The sequence below is a fragment of the Nocardioides sp. TRM66260-LWL genome (assembly GCF_020075545.1).
GTDB lineage: Bacteria > Actinomycetota > Actinomycetes > Propionibacteriales > Nocardioidaceae > Nocardioides.
Genome location: NZ_JAIQZK010000004.1, coordinates 268,722 through 285,326 on the forward strand (window position 1 = coordinate 268,722; position 16,605 = coordinate 285,326).

The window sequence follows — 16,605 nt, forward strand, 5'->3', positions numbered from 1 at the left end:
AGTGCGCTCTCGGGTGGAGAGGACGACGTGCCCGATGACGCCAGCAGCCAGGACCACCCCGACCAGACCGCCGGATCCTCCGGATCTCCGGCGCAGTCCCGTCTGAGCCGCGACCCCGACCGGAGCCTCCCCGCCGGTCGTCCCGCGACGCTCAAGGACGTCGCGGCCCTGGCCGGCGTCAGCATCAAGACCGCCTCGCGCGTGGTCAACGGCGAGCGGGTGAACCCGGCCATGGAGGAGCGCGTGCGCTCCGCGGTGGGCATCCTCGCCTACCGCGCCAACCCGCTGGCCCGTCAGCTCAAGCGCGGGGGCGTCGCACCCCGGCTCGTGGTGCTGTGCGTGCCGACCCTGGCGACGCCCGGCCTCGCCGACCTGCACGCCGGCCTGGCCGAGGGGCTGGGCTGTGCGGACCAGTGCGGGCCCGCCGTGCCGGACGACGGCTGCGTGCTCGTCGCGCCCCAGGGAAGCATCGAGCGACTGGTGCGGGAGGCGGGCGTGGCGCTCGCCGGGGTGGTCGACCTCGCGACCGGCGCCGACACGGCGGCGACCGAGGGCCACCTCCCGTACGTGCGCCTGGTCGTCGACGACGACGTGGCCGAGGTGCGGGCCCGGGCGCACGAGCAGGGCATCGACGAGGTGATCGTCGCCGACGCCGCCGGGCTCGCCGACCTCGGCGCGCTGCTGGACGCGCGTGCCGCCGACGCCGCCCCCGTGGCCGTGCTGGTGCAGGGCCCGGCGCCCGCGCTGCCGCCCCAGGAGCCGCGAGTCGGGCTGTGGGTCTGCCACGACGAGCTGCCCCGCTCCGGCTGGCACACCCTGCGCCCCGACGCCGTGGACGCCGGGCGTCGGGCGGGACTGCGGCTGCGTGAGGCGGCGCAGCGGATGGAGGGCGTGCACGAGGAGCCGGTGCGGCTGCTCTGGGCGGCGCCCTCCGCCTGACGACGGTCCGAGGGTCCGGGGATCGGGCGCCCGGTGCTGTCCCACACTGACCTCCTGATCTGAGACAACGTTGTCTCACGCTAGTCGACGTCGCCCTGACGGACGTCGCGGCCCGGCGGGTGGACGTCCGTTGCCAGGGCGAAGCCCACGGGCGACCCCGACGCAGCCGGGCGCGTGCCACTGCCGTCCCGTGCCCCCACCGGGCCCGCCGCATGCGCGGCCGGGGGTCAGCGCTCGACCGCGACGCCGTCGAGCAGCAGCTGACCCGGGCCGTTCCCGATCGGCCTGATGATCACGTCGCCCGTGACCGCGCGGTTCAGATGCACCCGCACCTGCGTGCCGGACAGATCGCCGTCGTCGCCGTAGGAGCAGTGCGCCGCGACCCGCCGTCCGCCGACCTCCACCCGGAAACACGTGTAGGGCGTGGTGCGCATGAGCACGATGAGCCTGCGGGCCGTGATCCTGCCGAGATGGATCCTCGACCTCCGGTCGATCGTGGTGCTCGTGCTCCCGATCGGGTCGATGGCCTTCCCCGTGGTCCGGACGCGGTGATGCGGGCCGTCGATGCGCAGCGTGGTCTCGTCGTAGGGCACCGCGCCACACCTCGGACGGTTCGGATCCCAGCCGCCGACGTTGCCGGCGCGGTCCCGAGCGCGGACCCGCAGGCAGACCTGGCTGCCGGGGGTCAGTCGGATCGCGTGCTCGCCGCCGCGGACCCCGCGCCAGCGCGCGGGCACGCGCCAGGGCGAGAGCACCCTGCCCGGCAGGGCGATCCGACGGCCGATGTCGTAGGAGGTGATGCCCTGCCCCGATCCGGAGGGCCTCACGACGAAGCCGAGGCGGAGCGGGCCGCGTCGCTTCACCAGTCCGATCCCCATCTCGGGCGCGGAGAACTCCGCCAGGGGCGCGCCGGCGTCGACGACGACGCAGGAGACGGCCCACGGCCCGAGGTTGCCGGCCCAGTCGCGGGCGCGGACGCGCAGGCACCGTCGCTCCGGCCCTCGCAAGGTCAGCTCGAACGTGTGGCGTCGTGTGCTCGAGTACGGCGAGCTCCACTGCATCGGCTCGCCGACGTAGCCGAGTCCGTACGAGGAGATCGACTCGAGCGCGCCTGCGGTCTGGTCGTCGCTCACGGCCCACGACCACCGGAGCGTGGGATCCCGCCGAGCGCCCGCGATGAGCGGACGAGGCGTCCGGGTGAACCGCACCGTGGGCGCGGTGACGTCGGTGGTCGTCTCGATCGGGGCCGAGGTGGAGAAGGTCCAGACCGACGCCGTGGAGGGGGACGTCGCGACGATGACCGCCGGCCGATCGGCGACGTCCGCGGCGACCGTCGGGGGGCGATCGACGTCCTCCCAGAGGTACCGACCGCCGTACCAGCCGGTGATGACCCAGCTGCGGGCCGCCGACCCGAGATCGTGCACGGTCACCGACGGGGACGACAGAGCGTCCGGCCAGGCGATCCCGACCCTGCCCACGTCGTCCAGCTGCGGCTCGACGCGCGCCGGCAGCCCGCGACGCGTGTCGACGGCTGCGGCGGTGCCGGCGCAGCGGAGGTGCACGACGCCGTCGACGACCTCCCGGAGCGTCGCGTTGAAGCGGCATGCCAGCGGCAACGGCCACGACCGGCCCTCGCCCGTGCGGACGTCGAGGGACCTCAGCTCGCTCTGCTGGCCGTGAAACCACCAGACGAGGTCGCCGTCGACCGAGAAGTCCCGCTGGGAGTCCTGGTCGTAGTCCAGCTCCTCGACCAGCGAGCCGTCCGAGATGCGTCGGAGCTCCCACGGCTCGTAGCCGATCCCGCTGTGCGGATCGCCGAAGCCGGTGGCGACGACGAACGCCCCCTCGCGGCCGACCGTGGGACGGCCGCAGGAGCGGAACCGTCCCGATCGCGCCTCCCCGAGGATGACGTAGTCGTCACACAGGTACGAGTCGCCTGATCCGACGACCGCCACGCCGCGCCCCACCTCCACGGCGCCACCGCGAACGGGCTGCGCGGTCGCCGGATCCAGCAGGTCCTGCCACGGGCCGCTGCCGTCGGAGGGCGCGACGAGGACGCGGCCGCTGGAGGTGTTCGACCCCGTGTCGGCGACCACGGCGTACGCGGTGTCGCCGTCCAGCCGGACGCTGCGGATGGTGGTGCCGTCGGGCACCGCCGGCAGCCGCACCTCGGTGGCGGCGAAGGGGTCGTCGGCACCGGACGCCGGGGGCGCGGCCGCCGGGCCGAGGAGCGTGGACACGACGGTGACGCAGAGCGCGGCGACGCGGGCACGGGGAGCGGGCATGGCGACCTCCGAGTCGGTCGGACGCCGGTGGGGTCGCACGTCCGACGCGTCACGCTAGCGGTCCCGAGCCGCTCGCCGCGCGGTTACGCGGACCTCAGCTGCGGTCGATCATCGCCGCCATCGCCTCGGGGTAGCGCTCGCCGACGATGACGACCTCGTCCGAGGCCGCGGTGAGCTCGGCGAGGGCGTCCTCGTCGAGTCGCAGGCCCGCCGCGGCGAGGTTCTCCTCGAGCCGCGACGTGCGGCGCGTGCCCGGGATGGGGACGATGGTCGGACGCTGGGCGAGCAGCCAGGCCAGCGCGACCTGGCCGGGCGTGGCCTCGAGCCGCGAGGCGACCGACCGCACCCGCTCGACGAGGGCGAGGTTGGCGGCGAGTGCGTCCGGGGCGAAGCGGGGCAGCGTCGCGCGGATGTCGTTCTCGCCGAACGAGGCGTCGGCGCCGACCGCGCCGGTGAGCAGGCCGCGACCGAGCGGGCTGAACGGCACGAAGCCGATGCCCAGCTCGTCGAGCACGGGCAGCACCGACTGCTCCGGCTCGCGCCAGAACAGCGAGTACTCGCTCTGCAGCGCGGTGACGGGGTGGGTGGCGTGGGCGCGCCGGATCGTCGTCGGCCCCGCCTCCGAGAGCCCGAGGTGACGCACCTTGCCCTCCGCGACGAGCTCGCCGACGGTGCCGGCGACGTCCTCGATCGGCACGTCGGGGTCGACGCGGTGCTGGTAGAGCAGGTCGACGACGTCGGTGCGCAGACGCCGCAGCGAGCCCTCGACGGCCCGGCGGATGTCGTCGGGCCGGCTGCTGACACCGACCTGACGTCCGTCGTCGTCGAAGGCGAACCCGAACTTCGTGGCCAGCACGACGTGCTCGCGCACCGGCTCGAGCGCCTCGCCGACGAGCTCCTCGTTGGTGCGCGGGCCGTAGACCTCGGCGGTGTCGAAGAAGGCGACGCCGCGCTCCACGGCGTCGCGCAGGAAGGCGATGCCCGCGGCGCGCTCGGTGGCCGGGCCGAAGCCGTTGGTCAGGCCCATGCAGCCCAGCCCGAGGGCCGAGACGGGCAGCGCGTGCGGGGCGGTTCCGAGAGTGCGTGCGTCCATGCCGCCACCGTAGGCACGCCGGCGGAGCGCGCGCCCCATCCGTCCGCGCGGTCGCCCTCAGTCGGCGGCGAGCTGCTCGAGCAGCGCGGTGGTGCGCAGCGGCTGGTGCTCGCGCAGGGAGATGACCGTGGCCGTGCGCAGGACGTCCGGCACCGCGAGCAGCTCGCCGGTGACGCGGTGCAGGTCGGCGGTGTCGCGCGCCACGACCTTGACGAGCAGGTCGGCCTCGCCGCTGATGGCGTGCACCTCCAGCACCTCCGGGATGCCGGCGAGCGCGGCGACGGCGTGGTCGCCCCGGGTCTGGCTCAGCTCGATCGAGACGAACGCGAGCAGGCCCCAGCCCATCGCCGCGGGGTCGATGCGACGACCGAACCGGCCGACGACCCCGCGCTCCTCGAGCCGCCGCAGCCGTGCCTGGACGGTGTTGCGCGCGACCCCGAGCGTGCGGGCGAGCGCCAGCACGGATGCATCGGGCGCCGCGTCCAGTGCGAGCAGCAACCGGGCGTCGAGGCGATCCGGATCGAGCACTCTGATCACTCCTGATGGCTATCTGCGGCAGGATCGTCAGTCTTCCGACCCTCGGTTGCGCAGATCATCCACCACCAGCACCCTCGTCGCCATGACCACGTCGACCCCTGCACAGCCGATCGCCCCCGACGCCGACGCGGTGCGCGCCACCCGCGCCCAGCTGCTGAGCACCCTCACCGACGCCATCGGCGAGGCCTGGACGTCCTTCGACCGGCCGCGCCCGGCCGAGCCGGAGGTCGACGCGGCGCTGCTGGAGCGGCTGCGGGCGACGCTGCCCGAGCAGGCCGGCGACCGCGCCCAGGCCCTGGCCGACGCGGTGCACATCCTCGAGGCGAGCGTCTCGCCGTCGCGTCCGCTGTACCTCGCCTACGTCGGCTCGAGCGGCGTCGAGGTCGGCGTCGTCGCGGCCGCGCTCGCCGCCACCTACGACGCGAACCTCGCGACGGCGGCCGGCGCCGCCGACCTGCTCGACCGCCAGGCGGTGGAGTGGATCGCCGACTTCGTCGGCTTCCCGCTCGGCGAGGGCCACTTCACCAGCGGCGGCCAGACGTCGAACCTCACCGCGATCCTGGTGGCTCGCGAGCAGGCGCTGCCGGGCACGCGGGAGCACGGCCTGGCCGGGCGCGAGGCCGCGGTCTACTGCTCGGCGGAGGCCCACCACTCGGTGGTGCGCGCGGTCGAGGCCGCCGGGCTCGGGCGCCGCTCCGTGCGTCGCATCGCGATCGACGAGCAGCGCCGCATGCGTCCCGACGCGCTCGACGACGCGCTCGCGCAGGACCTCGCCGCGGGCGTCGTCCCGGTGGCGGTCGTGGCGACCGCCGGCACCACGCTGACCGGCGCGGTCGACCCGCTGGACGCGATCGCGGACGTCTGCGCGCGGCACGGCGTCTGGCTGCACGTCGACGGCGCCTACGGCCTCCCGGCGGCCGCGACGGCGCTCGCCGCCCCGCACTTCCGGGGGCTGGAGCGCGCCGACTCGGTGACGATCGACGCCCACAAGTGGCTGGGCATGCCGAAGAGCTGCAGCGTCGTGCTGATGCGCACGCGCGGGGCGCTGCGCCGGGCGTTCGCGCACGAGGAGACCTACATGCTCCACGAGGGCGACGCCGGCAACCCGGTCGACTCCACGCTGGAGTACTCCCGGCCGTTCCGCTCGCTGAAGCTCTGGCTGACGATGCGGGTGCACGGCGCCGCCGAGTACCGCGAGGCCCTGACCCGCACCCTCGAGCACGCCGCACGGTTCACCGACGCCGTCCGTGCGCACCCCGAGCTGGAGCTGCTGCACGAGCCGATGCTCTCGACCGTCTGCTTCCGGCACGTGCCCGCCGACGGCGCGGCCTGGGACGACGCGGCCTTGGACGCCCACAACCAGCGGCTCGCCCGCGCGGTGCAGCGCGACGGGCGGGTCTTCCTGGCCCCGGCGCAGATCGACGGGGCGACGTGCCTGCGCGTCTGCTTCGTCAACTTCCGCACGACCGCCGAGGACGTCGCCACCGCGCTCGACGTCGTCACGACGCTCGGCGCGGCGCTCGCCTCGGAGCGCGCCGGGGCCTGAGCGGCGCCTCACCCGCTGAGACGCTGAACCAACAGGTCGGCCGGCACACCGAGGCGTGGTTCGCGCAGCAGGCGGCCGACGGGATCGAGACCGCCGGGCCCGCCGACGCCGGTGCCGAGACCGCCGATGCCGAGCCCGAGGCGCGTCAGCCCGTCTGATGCGACCTCAGCCCTGGGCGAGCTCCGCGACCTCCTGCCAGGCGCGCCAGGTGTCGAGCCGCGAGGCGTAGTCGGCCTCCGCGATGCCGAGCGGACCGCTGCCGAAGAAGCAGCGCAGGGGCGGCTCGTCGGCGTCGACGAGCCGCAGGACGGCGGCGGCGCTGGCCTGGGGGTCGCCGGGGGTGGCGTTGCGCTTGCCACGCTCCTCCAGCACCCGCTCGTGGTACGCGGCGTAGTCGAGCAGCGGCTCGGACCGCGACGCCGACGAGCCCGCCCAGTCGGTGGAGAAGCCGCCGGGCTCGATGAGCGTCACCTTCACGCCGAAGTCGGCGACCTCCTGCGCGAGCGACTGGCTCAGGCCCTCCAGCGCCCACTTCGACGCGTGGTAGATGCCGACGAGCGGGAAGGCCGAGATGCCGCCGATCGACGAGACCTGCAGGATGTGCCCGCTCCCCTGGGCCCGCAGGATCGGCAGCGCGGCCTGGGTGACCCAGAGCGCGCCGAAGAAGTTGGTCTCGAGCTGGGCGCGCGCCTCGTCCTCGGTGAGCTCCTCGACGAGGCCGAAGTGGCCGTAACCCGCGTTGTTGACCACGACGTCGAGCCGGCCGAAGCGCTCGTGCGCCTGACGCACGGCCGCGACGTCGGCCTCCCTGTCGGTGACGTCGAGCCGGATCGGCAGCAGCCGCTCGCCGAAGCGCTCCACGAGGTCGTCGAGGGTGCTGACGTCCCGAGCGGTGGCGGCCACGGAGTCGCCGCGCTCGAGGGCGGCGATCGTCCACTCGCGGCCGAAGCCGCGGGACGCGCCGGTGATGAACCAGGTCTTGGCGTTCGTGTCTGCGCTCATGTCACCGGTCTAGCGCGCGGCACCGACGTTCCGGCCACCTGTGCGGGTGCCCCTACGCTCCGGCCATGAGCGAGCAGCGACCCGAGCACCCCGGCGTCGCCCGCTTCCGCGCCGAGCACGCGCGCCGCGGCGGCACCGGACGCATCGTGGTGCTGCCCGACGGCGTGCACACGGCCGCGCTCGCGGCGGCGGCGCTCGGCTGTGAGGTGGGCGCGATCGCCAACAGCCTGCTCTTCCTCGCCGGGGACGACCCCGTGCTGCTGCTGACGTCCGGCGCCCACCGCGTCGACCTGCGCGCCACCGCCGCCCGCCTCGGCGTCGAGCGGCTGCGCCGCGCGGACCCCGACGCCGTCCGCGTCCACACCGGCCAGGTGATCGGCGGCGTGTCCCCGCTCGGCCATCCCGCGCCGGTGCCGACCTGGATCGACCCCGCGCTCGCCGCGCACCCCGAGATCTGGGCCGCCGCCGGCCACCCCGCGGCGGTGTTCTCGACGACCTTCGACGAGCTCCGCTCCCTCACCGGCGCCACCCTCGTCGACGTCGGTCCGGCCTGACGCGGGCAGCGGTGGCGGCGGTGGTCGAGCGCGGCTCCGGTGGTCGAGCTTGTCGAGACCCCCGCACCGTCGGTGGTCGAGCTCGTCGAGCCCCCGCACCCGAGCACCTGGCTCGCGGTCGGCTCACCGCTTGTCGGTGGTCGCCATGGCGGTCATGGCACTCGGTGGTCGCCCGCCGTCTCGGTACAGCGAGTGTTCCCCGTTCGCCGTCGCCGGCTGCGTCGTTCGTCTCTCTCAGTTGTCTATGGCTGAGGTTTCCAAACCCTCGTCTGATCTGGGGATATCCACTTCTCTTCGAACGCGTGTTCGCATAGAATCAGTGCATGCCCTCTCGGACTCCTCGGCTGCTGCGTGACAGCGACGCGCTGCGTGCGGCGATGGCTGCGCGGGCGGCTGCCGAGCAGGCTGAGCGGGACGTGTTCGTCGCCGCCGCGGACTGGGCGATCGCGCACGTGGCCGGCAGTGGCGATGTGGCCGGGTATGTGATCGACACCGGGATGATGCTGCCGCTCGCCGGCCCCGGTGCACCGGAGGTGCGGGAGCATGCGGTCACCGAGTTCATCACCGCGCTCGGGATGACCCAGCAGGCCGGGTCCTTCTACGTGGGCCACGCGCTCGAGGCGTGCGTCCGACTGCCCCGAGTGTGGTCTCGTCTGGTGAAGGGCGAGCTGGCGGTGTGGCAGGTCCGGCGGATCGCCGAGGACACGATCCCCCTCTCCGCCGAGGCTGCGGCGTTGGTCGACGCCCGGATCGCGGCCTACGCCCACCAGGTCTCGCGCACCCAGATCAGCAACATCTGCCGGGTCGCCCAGGAGCACGCCGATCCCGGTGACGCGGTCCTGCGTCAGGCGCGTGAGGCCGAGCACCGTCGGTTCGACGTCTGGCTCGGCCAGACGGGCTTCGACGGGACCGTCGACGTCTCCGCGATCCTCGACCAGCCCGACGCCGCCGACCTCGAGCGGGCGATCGCCGGCCTCGCGGAGCAGCTGAAGAAGGCGGGCTCGGAAGACAGCCTGAGCGTCCGGCGGGCGAAGGCCGCCGGGATGCTCGCCCGCGGCGAGCAGGCCCTGCCGCTCGACACCGCTCCGGTCGAGACGACCACGAAGACGCGCTCACGGCACCTCACGCTCTACGTCCACCTCTCGGTCAACGCGGTCACCGGCGCCCTCGGCGACGTCGCCCGGAGCGAGGCGTCCCGGTCACCGCTGGGCATCGACGTGATCAAGGCGTGGTGCCAGACCGCCGGGACGAGCGTCACCGTGCGTCCGGTGCTGGATCTCGCCGCGGAGCGGTACTCCGACGCCTACGAGGTCCCCGACCTCATCCGCGAGCAGATCGTCCTCCGCGACCACACCTGCGTCTTCCCGTACTGCCGCAGACCGGCACGGTCCTGCGACGCCGACCACATCGACCCCTACGAGGCGGGCGGACCGACGAGCTCCTCGAATCTCGCGCCGCTGTGCCGCAAGCACCACCGCCACAAGACCCACGACGGCTGGCGCTACCAGCCAGCCGGACCCGACCAACCCGGCTCCTACCTCTGGCGAAGCCCCAACGGCGTCCGATTCCGACGCGACCGACACGGCACCACCCTCCTCGACCCACCCGAGACGACCTGACGTCTGGGCCTGCTCGAGCACCGACAGCACCTCACCCCCATAGCCCGACACCACCCGGTGATCGGGCCACGGGCGCGCCGACCTCAGGCGGGCTCCACCGGGAGCCACAGCTCGCAGACGGCGGTGCCGGCGTCGGTGTCGAAGGCCTGCATCGCGACGATCTCGGGGCCAGGGCGCAGCCGCCACGGCTGCGAGGGGAACCAGGCGGTGGCGGTGGCCGCCCAGATCCGCTGGAGCTCGGCGGGGTACGGACCGTCGACGCGGAAGACCGCCCAGGAGCCGGGGTCGACCTCGATGGCGTCGAGCGCGTCGTCGCCGGGCGGGGACGCGACGGCGACGCCGTGCAGGTAGGTGAGCTCGGAGCCCTCGGCGCGATCGGGGTCGAGGTCGTCGCTCACCGACAGCACACCCCGCGGCTCGACGTCGTTCAGCGCGAGCAGTCGCTGCGTCTCCTCGGCCGGGATCGCGGCGACGTGCGCGGCGATCTGCTCGTTGACGCCCTCGTGCACGAGCGGCACGCGGGCGGCGTGGCCGACGAGCAGGAATCCGGGCAGGTCGGCGAGGCGGGTGTCCATGGGGGTGCTCCCTTCGACGGTGAGGTGGAAGCGCAGGCGCGGCTGGACGCGCAGGGGGCCGCCGTCCCGACGGACGTCCGCGGGCCCGGCGCCGTGGACGGCGCGGAACGCGCGTCCGAAGGCCTCCGCCGAGCCGTAGCCGTGGGCGACCGCGATCGTCAGGAGATCGTCGTCCGATCGCACGAGCGCGGCTGCGGCCGCGGCCATCCGACGCCGCCGGACGTACTCGGAGAGCGGCATGCCGGCGAGCGAGGAGAACATCCGACGCAGGTGGTGCTCGGTGGTCGCCAGATCGCGGGCCAGACCGGCGACGTCGAGCGACGTGCCCGGGTCGTCGTCCAGCCGGTCCTCGATCGCGTCGACGACCCGGTTCAGCTCGGAGATCACGGCCCCTCCTTCCACCCACCACACTGCCGGGGCGGGGGGCGATGGGCCCGATCATCGCGGGCCGATCCGATCGGCCCCCTCACCCCCGACGCGCGGCGCCTCCGGCGTCGTCGAACGGGACGTCGTCGCGCTCGCGGACGGCGGTGCGGAAGCCGGCCTCGGCGGCCCGCTGCTGGAACGCGTGGCCCTCGCGGGTGTGCCGGGCGATGCCGTCGAAGACGGTGCTGATCATCCGGCTGTTCTGCACGCCCTGCGCGAGCAGCGCGGAGTTCAGCGCGAGCTTCACCATCATCAGCTGGTTGATCGGCATCGCGGCGATCCGCTGGACGAGGGCCTCGGTGCGCTCGTCGAGCTCCTCGGGCTCGGGCGCCTCGACCGCCAGGCCCCACTCGGCGGCCTGCCGCCCGGTGATCCGGTCGCCGGTGAGCAGCAGCCGCTTGGCCCGCTGGTCCCCGAGCCGGTGCGCCCACAGCCCGGCGCTCGGGACGCCCCAGACCCGGGTGGGCGGATAGCCGATGACGGCGTCCGCGGCCATGACGATCTGGTCGCAGTGCAGCGCGATGTCGGTGCCGCCGGCGATGCAGAAGCCGTGGATCTTGGCCACCGTCGGCTTGTCGGCGTGCAGCAGGCTCGCGAACCCGCGGGTGAAGCGGCTCATCATCGCGTAGTCGACCATCGGGTCCCAGGTGGCCGCGGGGTCGTGGTTGCGCATCTGCACCGCGGGGTCGAGCACCGTCCCGGTCCGGTCGACGGCGCCGGCCATCGCGCCATCCATGAGGTTCTCGGCCGACGCCGCGAGGTCGTACCCACCGCAGAAGCCCTTGCCCCGACCGCTCAGCACGATGACGTGCACCCGCGGGTCCAGATCGGCCCGCTCGACGGCGTCGGCGAGCTCGAGGGGGGTGTCGGGGGTGATCGAGTTGCCCTGCTCGGGCCGGTCGAAGGTCAGCCGCGCCACCCTCCCGTCGACCTCGTAGGTGAGCGTCCGGTACTCCGGGGCCGGGCCGGGCCGCCGGGTGACGAGCGGCTCGTCGCCCTCGGTCAGGCCCTCGCGCCATCCGGCGGGACGGCCGCCCGGGCTGCTCACGGCGCGACCCGGTCGACGACGCCCGCCAGGTCCAGGCCGGGCGGCAGCGTGCCGAGGACGGTGCCGTGGTCCCCGCCGAGCCGGGAGGCGCAGAAGGCGTCGGCCACGGCGGACGGCGCGTGCTGCAGCAGCTGGGCCCCCTGGAAGACCAGCGCCATCTGCTCGACGATCCGCCGCGCGCGCAGCTCGAGGTCGTCGAAGGAGGTTAGCTCCTTGGTGAGCCGCTCGAGCGCGGCGTCGTAGCGGGCGTCGGCGCCGGTGGCACGCTCGGCCTCCGCGACGAACGCGTCGAGGGTGTGCGGCTCGCGGCCGAGCGCCCGCAGCGCGTCGAGCGCGGCGACGTTGCCGGAGCCCTCCCAGATGGAGAGCAGCGGCATCTCGCGGTAGACGCGGGCCAGGTCGTGGTCCTCGATGTAGCCGTTGCCGCCGAGGCACTCCAGCGCCTCGCCGACCATGAGGGGCGCGCGCTTGCACACGAAGTACTTGGTGACCGCCAGCGCGATCCGGCGCAGCGCCGCCTCGCCCTCGTCGCCGCGCACCGCGGCGTCGTTGGCCGCGGCGAGCCGCAGCATCGCGGTGGTCGCGGCCTCCGACTCGATCGCGAGGTCGGCCAGCACGTTGGTCATCGCCGGCTGGTCGACGAGCAGCCGGCCGAAGGCCGAGCGGTGACGCGCGTGGTGCACCGCAGCCCGCAGCGAGGTGCGCATGCCCGCGGCCGAGCCGATGACGCAGTCGAGCCGGGTCATGTTGACCATCTCGACGATGGTCCGCACGCCGCATCCCTCCTCGCCGACCCGCCAGCCGACGGCGGCGTCGTACTCGATCTCGGACGAGGCGTTGGAGCGGTTGCCGAGTTTGTCCTTCAGCCGCATGAACCGCATGGCGTTGCGCTCCCCGCCCGGCAGCACCCGCGGCACCAGGAAGCAGGTGACGCCGGCCGGCGTCTGCGCGAGGGTGAGGAAGAGGTCGCTCATCGGGGCGCTGGTGAACCACTTGTGGCCGCGCAGCACGTAGGTGCCGTCGGCCTGCACGGTGGCGGTGGTGGTGTTGGCCCGGACGTCCGAGCCGCCCTGCTTCTCGGTCATCGACATGCCGGCGATCAGGCCGCGCTTGGTCGCGGGGTCGCGCAGGCCGGGGTCGTAGGAGCGGTTGGTGAGCAGCGGCTCGAAGGTGGCGGCCAGCTCGGGGTTCGCCCGCAGCGCCGGCACGACCGCGTAGGTCATCGAGATCGGGCAGCCGTGGCCGGCGTCGACGTTCCAGACGTAGAACCGCGCGGCCCGGGCCAGGTGCGCGCCCGGACGCGGGTCGGCCCACGGGGCGCCGTGCAGCCCGTGCTCGACGGCGGTGCGCATGAGCTGGTGGTAGGCCGGGACGTACTCCACCTCGTCGACGCGGTGGCCGTAGCGGTCGTGGGTGTGCAGTCGCGGCGGGACGCGCTCGGCCAGGCGTCCCCACTCGATCGCCTCCTCGGTGCCCGCCAGCCGGCCGAGCTCGTCGACCTCGGGCAGCGCCCACGCGGCGCCCCACCGGGCCAGGCCCTCGCGGAGCGCGGCGTCGTCCGCGGTGCTGTGACCCACCAGCGGCGGGGCCTGGTTGGTGACCTCGTGCGTGCTCGTCATGGCGTTCCTCTCCTGCGGGCCGACGCGGGGGCGTGCCGTCGGTCACACTGTTGCACTACGAGCGTCGCGCGACAAGGCTTATGCAATGGTCGCTCCTGTGCCAGGTTGAGGCCGTGGCCGATCCGCACGCTCCGACCGCCGGGACGCGACCGCTCTCCGTGCGCTCGGGCGTCGTCAGCGTGCTGCTGGGCTGCCACCCGGAGTCGTTGTCGTCACGACGGATCGTCGCGATCGGCCGCCACCTGGGCATGGGCGAGTCCGCCGTCCGGGCGGCCCTGACGCGGGGCGTCGCCGCCGGCGACCTCGAGCGGACGCCGGACGGCTACCGCATCGGCCCGCGCCAGCTGGAGCGGCACCGGCAGCAGAGCGAGGCCGTCGCCCCCGGGCCGGCCGCCTGGGACGGCACCTGGGAGACCGCCGTCGTCGTCGCGGCCGCACGCCCGCCCGCCGAGCGCACCGCCCTGCGCGCCCTGCTGCTGGGCCACCGGCTCGCCGAGCTGCGCGAGGGCGTGTGGCTGCGACCCGCCAACCTCGGGCGCCCCGCCGGCTACCGAACGCACCCCGACGTCCACCCGTGCACGTCCACGCACGACCACCCGGCCGAGCTGGCCCGACGGCTCTGGGACCTCGACGCCTGGGCGTCCACCGCACGCCGCCTCGTCGACGACCTCGCCTCCGGACGCGACGCCGCGCCCGCCGAGCGGCTCGCGGCGGCGGCGCTGCTCGTCCGCCACCTGCGCACCGACCCGATCCTGCCGCCCGCGCTGCTGCCGGACGAGTGGCCGGGCGCGCTCGTCCGGGCGGCGTACGCGGGCTACCAGGCCGAGCTGCGCGAGCTCGCCGCCGGGCTCTAAGCCACTCCCCCGAGCGCCCGGGACCGTCGCTGATCGATCGATCGGTGAGTCGTTGTCCCCGACTTGTCGGGACGAAGGTCCCGCCGCGCCCGGGACGGCTCAGGCGCGACCCGGTCGGGTCCGAAGTCCCGTCCATCGGGCGCTTGAAGCAGTCGGGCGCCGTGCACAGTTAGGACTCGCCCGCCATGACCGAGATCCTCGACCTCACGTCGGACGTCTCGCCCACCCACTCCCGGCCGCAGCTGCCGCACCTGCTGCCCTCGATCCTCGAGGAGCTGCCGACGCGCGTCATGATCGCCGACCGCGACCTCGTCATCACCTACCTCAACCCGGCCTCGCTGCAGGCCCTGACGGCACTGGCCGACTGGCTCCCGGTGGCACCGGATCGGGTCGTCGGCTCCAGCCTGGACGTCTTCCACACCGATCCCGGCCACCAGCGCCGACTGCTCGCCGACCCCGCCCGGCACCTGCCGCGCCAGACGCTGATCACCCTCGGCCCCGAGACCCTCGACCTGCGGATCGCCGCGCTCCACGACGAGGACGGCGCCTACGTCGGCGCGATGGCCACGTGGGACGTCGTCACCGAGAAGATCCGCCTCGAGGCCGAGGTCGCGCGGATGACCTCGATGATGGAGCAGGCGCCGACCAACATGATGTTCGCCGACCGCGACTTCACCATCACCTACATGAACCCGCGCTCGCTGGAGACCCTGCGCGGTCTCGAGCAGCACCTCCCGGTGCCGGCCGACCGCGTCGTCGGCTCGAGCCTCGACGTCTTCCACAGCAGCCCGGCCTACCAGCGCGGCCTGCTCGGCGACCCCGCGCGGCACCTGCCGCGACGCGCGCACATCCAGGTGGGTCCCGAGACCCTCGACCTCAACGTGTCGGCCATCGTCGACGCCCAGGGCGGGTACATCGGCGCGATGGCGACCTGGGAGGTCATCACCGAGCGGCTGCGGCTGGAGTCCGACCGGACGGCGGCGGAGGAGGACGCCGCCGCGGCCAACCGCGTCGAGGCCGGCGTCTCGGCGGCGCTGACCGAGCAGGAGGCGATCATGGTCGCCATCGAGCGGGTGCGGCAGGAGTTCGGCTGGGCCTACGGCTCGTTCTGGCGGGTCGACCCCGACGAGCAGGTGCTGCGGTTCGTCGCCGAGTCCGGCGACGTCGGCGAGGAGTTCCACCGGGTCACGCTGGCGGCGACCTTCGCCGAGGGCGTCGGGCTCTCGGGACGCGCCTGGGCCGCCCGCGACGTCTTCTTCACCCCCGACCTCGGCGAGATGACCGACTGCGTGCGGGCCCCCGTCGCCCAGCAGGTCGGCGTCCGCTCGGGGGTCTGCTTCCCGATCATGACCGGCAACCGCGTCGTCGGGACGATGGACTTCTTCAGCATGGACGTCATCGAGCTCTCCGAGCGCCGGGTGACGGTCCTGCGCACCGTCGCCCGCCTGGTGAGCAACGCCCTGGAGCGCATCGCCCAGCAGACCGCCGACCGGGAGGCGGCGGCCGACCTCACGGCCAAGGTCGCCCAGATCCTCGACGTCGTGCGGGTCGCCGCCACCGGAGACCTCACCCAGGTCGTCGGCTTCACCAGCGACGACGAGGCCGGCCAGGTCGCCGCCGCCCTCAACGCCCTGCTCGCGCGCCAGCGCGCGTCGATGGCCGAGATCGGCGGCACCGCGCAGCGGCTGTCGGTGGCCGCCGACGAGCTCACGGCGCTCTCCCAGACGATGGACCACGGCGCGAGCGCGACCTCGGAGCGCGCCACCAGCGCCAGCACCTCGTCCGAGGAGGTCAGCGCCGCGATCCAGACCGTCGCCGCGGCGGCGGAGGAGATGACCGCGTCGATCCGCGAGATCGCCCAGAACGCCACCGAGGCCGCCAGCGTCGCGACCGGCGCGGTCGAGATCGCCGGCTCCGCGCAGCGCACCGTCGCCAGCCTCGGGGAGTCCTCGGCGGAGATCGGGCAGGTGATCAAGGTGATCACCTCGATCGCCCAGCAGACCAACCTGCTGGCGCTGAACGCCACCATCGAGGCCGCCCGGGCCGGCGACGCCGGCAAGGGCTTCGCGGTGGTCGCCGGCGAGGTGAAGGAGCTCGCGAAGGAGACGGCCAAGGCCACCGAGGACATCAGTCGCCGCATCGAGGCCATCCAGGGCGACACCGAGGGCGCGGTGACCGCGATCGCCGAGATCGCGGCGGTGATCCGGCGGATCAACGACATCCAGACGACCATCGCCTCCGCGGTGGAGGAGCAGACGGCCACCACCAACGAGATCGCCCGCAACGTCACCGAGGCCGCCAACGGAGCGGCGGGCATCGCGGAGGACGTCACCCAGGTGTCGTCGTCGGCCGACGACACGCGTCAGGGAGCGCGCAACTCCCTGGGCTCGGCCACGCAGCTCTCCCAGATGGCCGGCGATCTCCAGGGGCTGGTGGGCCAGTTCAGCTTCTGAGCCCCAGCTGCGTCACCCGCGTCACCGGCACCGCTCCAGGCGGCGGGTCGTGCGT

The 16,605-nt window shown here is 74.1% G+C and carries 13 protein-coding genes; 6 read left to right on the forward strand and 7 right to left on the reverse strand.

Features of this window, described 5'->3' with window-relative positions; translation table 11 throughout:
• The first annotated feature begins 27 nt into the window (after window positions 1–27).
• Window positions 28–939, forward strand: coding sequence for a LacI family DNA-binding transcriptional regulator (locus K8Z61_RS12320; RefSeq protein ID WP_224129916.1), 912 nt, complete (start codon window positions 28–30; stop codon window positions 937–939).
• 227 nt (window positions 940–1,166) lie between these two features.
• On the opposite strand, the gene K8Z61_RS12325 is transcribed toward K8Z61_RS12320, so the two are convergent.
• The 3 genes from K8Z61_RS12325 to K8Z61_RS19340 form a co-directional block, all read right to left on the reverse strand.
• The gene (locus tag K8Z61_RS12325) at window positions 1,167–3,224 is read right to left on the reverse strand and encodes a hypothetical protein (protein ID WP_224129919.1); all 2,058 of its coding nucleotides are present in this window, start codon (window positions 3,222–3,224) and stop codon (window positions 1,167–1,169) included.
• 94 nt (window positions 3,225–3,318) lie between these two features.
• Complete coding sequence (locus K8Z61_RS12330; protein ID WP_224129921.1) at window positions 3,319–4,317, reverse strand: aldo/keto reductase; 999 nt, start codon at window positions 4,315–4,317, stop codon at window positions 3,319–3,321.
• A gap of 57 nt (window positions 4,318–4,374) precedes the next feature.
• On the reverse strand, window positions 4,375–4,845 hold the full coding sequence (locus K8Z61_RS19340; RefSeq protein ID WP_224129923.1) for an Lrp/AsnC family transcriptional regulator: 471 nt from the start codon (window positions 4,843–4,845) through the stop codon (window positions 4,375–4,377).
• A 91-nt stretch (window positions 4,846–4,936) separates the two neighbouring features.
• On the opposite strand from K8Z61_RS19340, the gene K8Z61_RS12340 reads away from it, so the two are divergent.
• On the forward strand, window positions 4,937–6,400 hold the full coding sequence (locus tag K8Z61_RS12340; RefSeq protein WP_224129925.1) for an aminotransferase class V-fold PLP-dependent enzyme: 1,464 nt from the start codon (window positions 4,937–4,939) through the stop codon (window positions 6,398–6,400).
• A 165-nt stretch (window positions 6,401–6,565) separates the two neighbouring features.
• On the opposite strand, the gene K8Z61_RS12345 is transcribed toward K8Z61_RS12340, so the two are convergent.
• Window positions 6,566–7,402, reverse strand: coding sequence for an SDR family oxidoreductase (locus tag K8Z61_RS12345; protein ID WP_224129927.1), 837 nt, complete (start codon window positions 7,400–7,402; stop codon window positions 6,566–6,568).
• A gap of 65 nt (window positions 7,403–7,467) precedes the next feature.
• Here K8Z61_RS12345 and K8Z61_RS12350 point away from each other — a divergent pair, with 65 nt between their 5' ends.
• Both K8Z61_RS12350 and K8Z61_RS12355 read left to right on the forward strand, forming a co-directional pair.
• Window positions 7,468–7,956, forward strand: a complete 489-nt coding sequence (locus K8Z61_RS12350) for a YbaK/EbsC family protein (RefSeq protein WP_224129929.1) — start codon at window positions 7,468–7,470, stop codon at window positions 7,954–7,956.
• Between the two features lie 323 nt (window positions 7,957–8,279).
• Window positions 8,280–9,575: an HNH endonuclease signature motif containing protein gene (locus K8Z61_RS12355; protein ID WP_224129931.1), complete on the forward strand. Its 1,296-nt coding sequence runs from the start codon at window positions 8,280–8,282 to the stop codon at window positions 9,573–9,575.
• An 83-nt stretch (window positions 9,576–9,658) separates the two neighbouring features.
• On the opposite strand, the gene K8Z61_RS12360 is transcribed toward K8Z61_RS12355, so the two are convergent.
• The 3 genes from K8Z61_RS12360 to K8Z61_RS12370 form a co-directional block, all read right to left on the reverse strand.
• A complete protein-coding gene (locus K8Z61_RS12360) occupies window positions 9,659–10,537 on the reverse strand; it encodes an AraC family transcriptional regulator (RefSeq protein WP_224129933.1) in 879 nt (292 codons plus the stop codon).
• Between the two features lie 79 nt (window positions 10,538–10,616).
• Window positions 10,617–11,624 carry a crotonase/enoyl-CoA hydratase family protein gene (locus K8Z61_RS12365; RefSeq protein WP_224129935.1) on the reverse strand — a complete coding sequence of 336 codons (1,008 nt, stop codon included), beginning with the start codon at window positions 11,622–11,624 and terminating at the stop codon, window positions 10,617–10,619.
• Window positions 11,621–13,243 (reverse strand): acyl-CoA dehydrogenase family protein, encoded by a 1,623-nt coding sequence (locus tag K8Z61_RS12370; protein ID WP_224129937.1) that lies wholly within the window; start codon window positions 13,241–13,243, stop codon window positions 11,621–11,623. The genes K8Z61_RS12365 and K8Z61_RS12370 overlap by 4 nt, the downstream gene beginning before the upstream one ends.
• A gap of 113 nt (window positions 13,244–13,356) precedes the next feature.
• Between K8Z61_RS12370 and K8Z61_RS12375 the strand changes: the two genes are divergently transcribed.
• The gene (locus K8Z61_RS12375) at window positions 13,357–14,097 is read left to right on the forward strand and encodes a PaaX family transcriptional regulator C-terminal domain-containing protein (protein WP_224129939.1); all 741 of its coding nucleotides are present in this window, start codon (window positions 13,357–13,359) and stop codon (window positions 14,095–14,097) included.
• 185 nt (window positions 14,098–14,282) lie between these two features.
• Window positions 14,283–16,550 (forward strand): methyl-accepting chemotaxis protein, encoded by a 2,268-nt coding sequence (locus tag K8Z61_RS12380; protein ID WP_224129941.1) that lies wholly within the window; start codon window positions 14,283–14,285, stop codon window positions 16,548–16,550.
• The last annotated feature ends 55 nt before the right edge of the window (window positions 16,551–16,605 follow it).

What these genes read in the sequence shown, in the direction of transcription:
- K8Z61_RS12325 (WP_224129919.1), bottom strand. Translation starts at nt 3,224, where the DNA reads ATGCCCGCTCCCCGTGCCCGCGTCGCCGCGCTCTGCGTCACCGTCGTG.
- K8Z61_RS12330 (WP_224129921.1), bottom strand. Translation starts at nt 4,317, where the DNA reads ATGGACGCACGCACTCTCGGAACCGCCCCGCACGCGCTGCCCGTCTCG.
- K8Z61_RS12340 (WP_224129925.1), top strand. Translation starts at nt 4,937, where the DNA reads ATGACCACGTCGACCCCTGCACAGCCGATCGCCCCCGACGCCGACGCG.
- K8Z61_RS12345 (WP_224129927.1), bottom strand. Translation starts at nt 7,402, where the DNA reads ATGAGCGCAGACACGAACGCCAAGACCTGGTTCATCACCGGCGCGTCC.
- K8Z61_RS12350 (WP_224129929.1), top strand. Translation starts at nt 7,468, where the DNA reads ATGAGCGAGCAGCGACCCGAGCACCCCGGCGTCGCCCGCTTCCGCGCC.
- K8Z61_RS12355 (WP_224129931.1), top strand. Translation starts at nt 8,280, where the DNA reads ATGCCCTCTCGGACTCCTCGGCTGCTGCGTGACAGCGACGCGCTGCGT.
- K8Z61_RS12370 (WP_224129937.1), bottom strand. Translation starts at nt 13,243, where the DNA reads ATGACGAGCACGCACGAGGTCACCAACCAGGCCCCGCCGCTGGTGGGT.
- K8Z61_RS12380 (WP_224129941.1), top strand. Translation starts at nt 14,283, where the DNA reads ATGACCGAGATCCTCGACCTCACGTCGGACGTCTCGCCCACCCACTCC.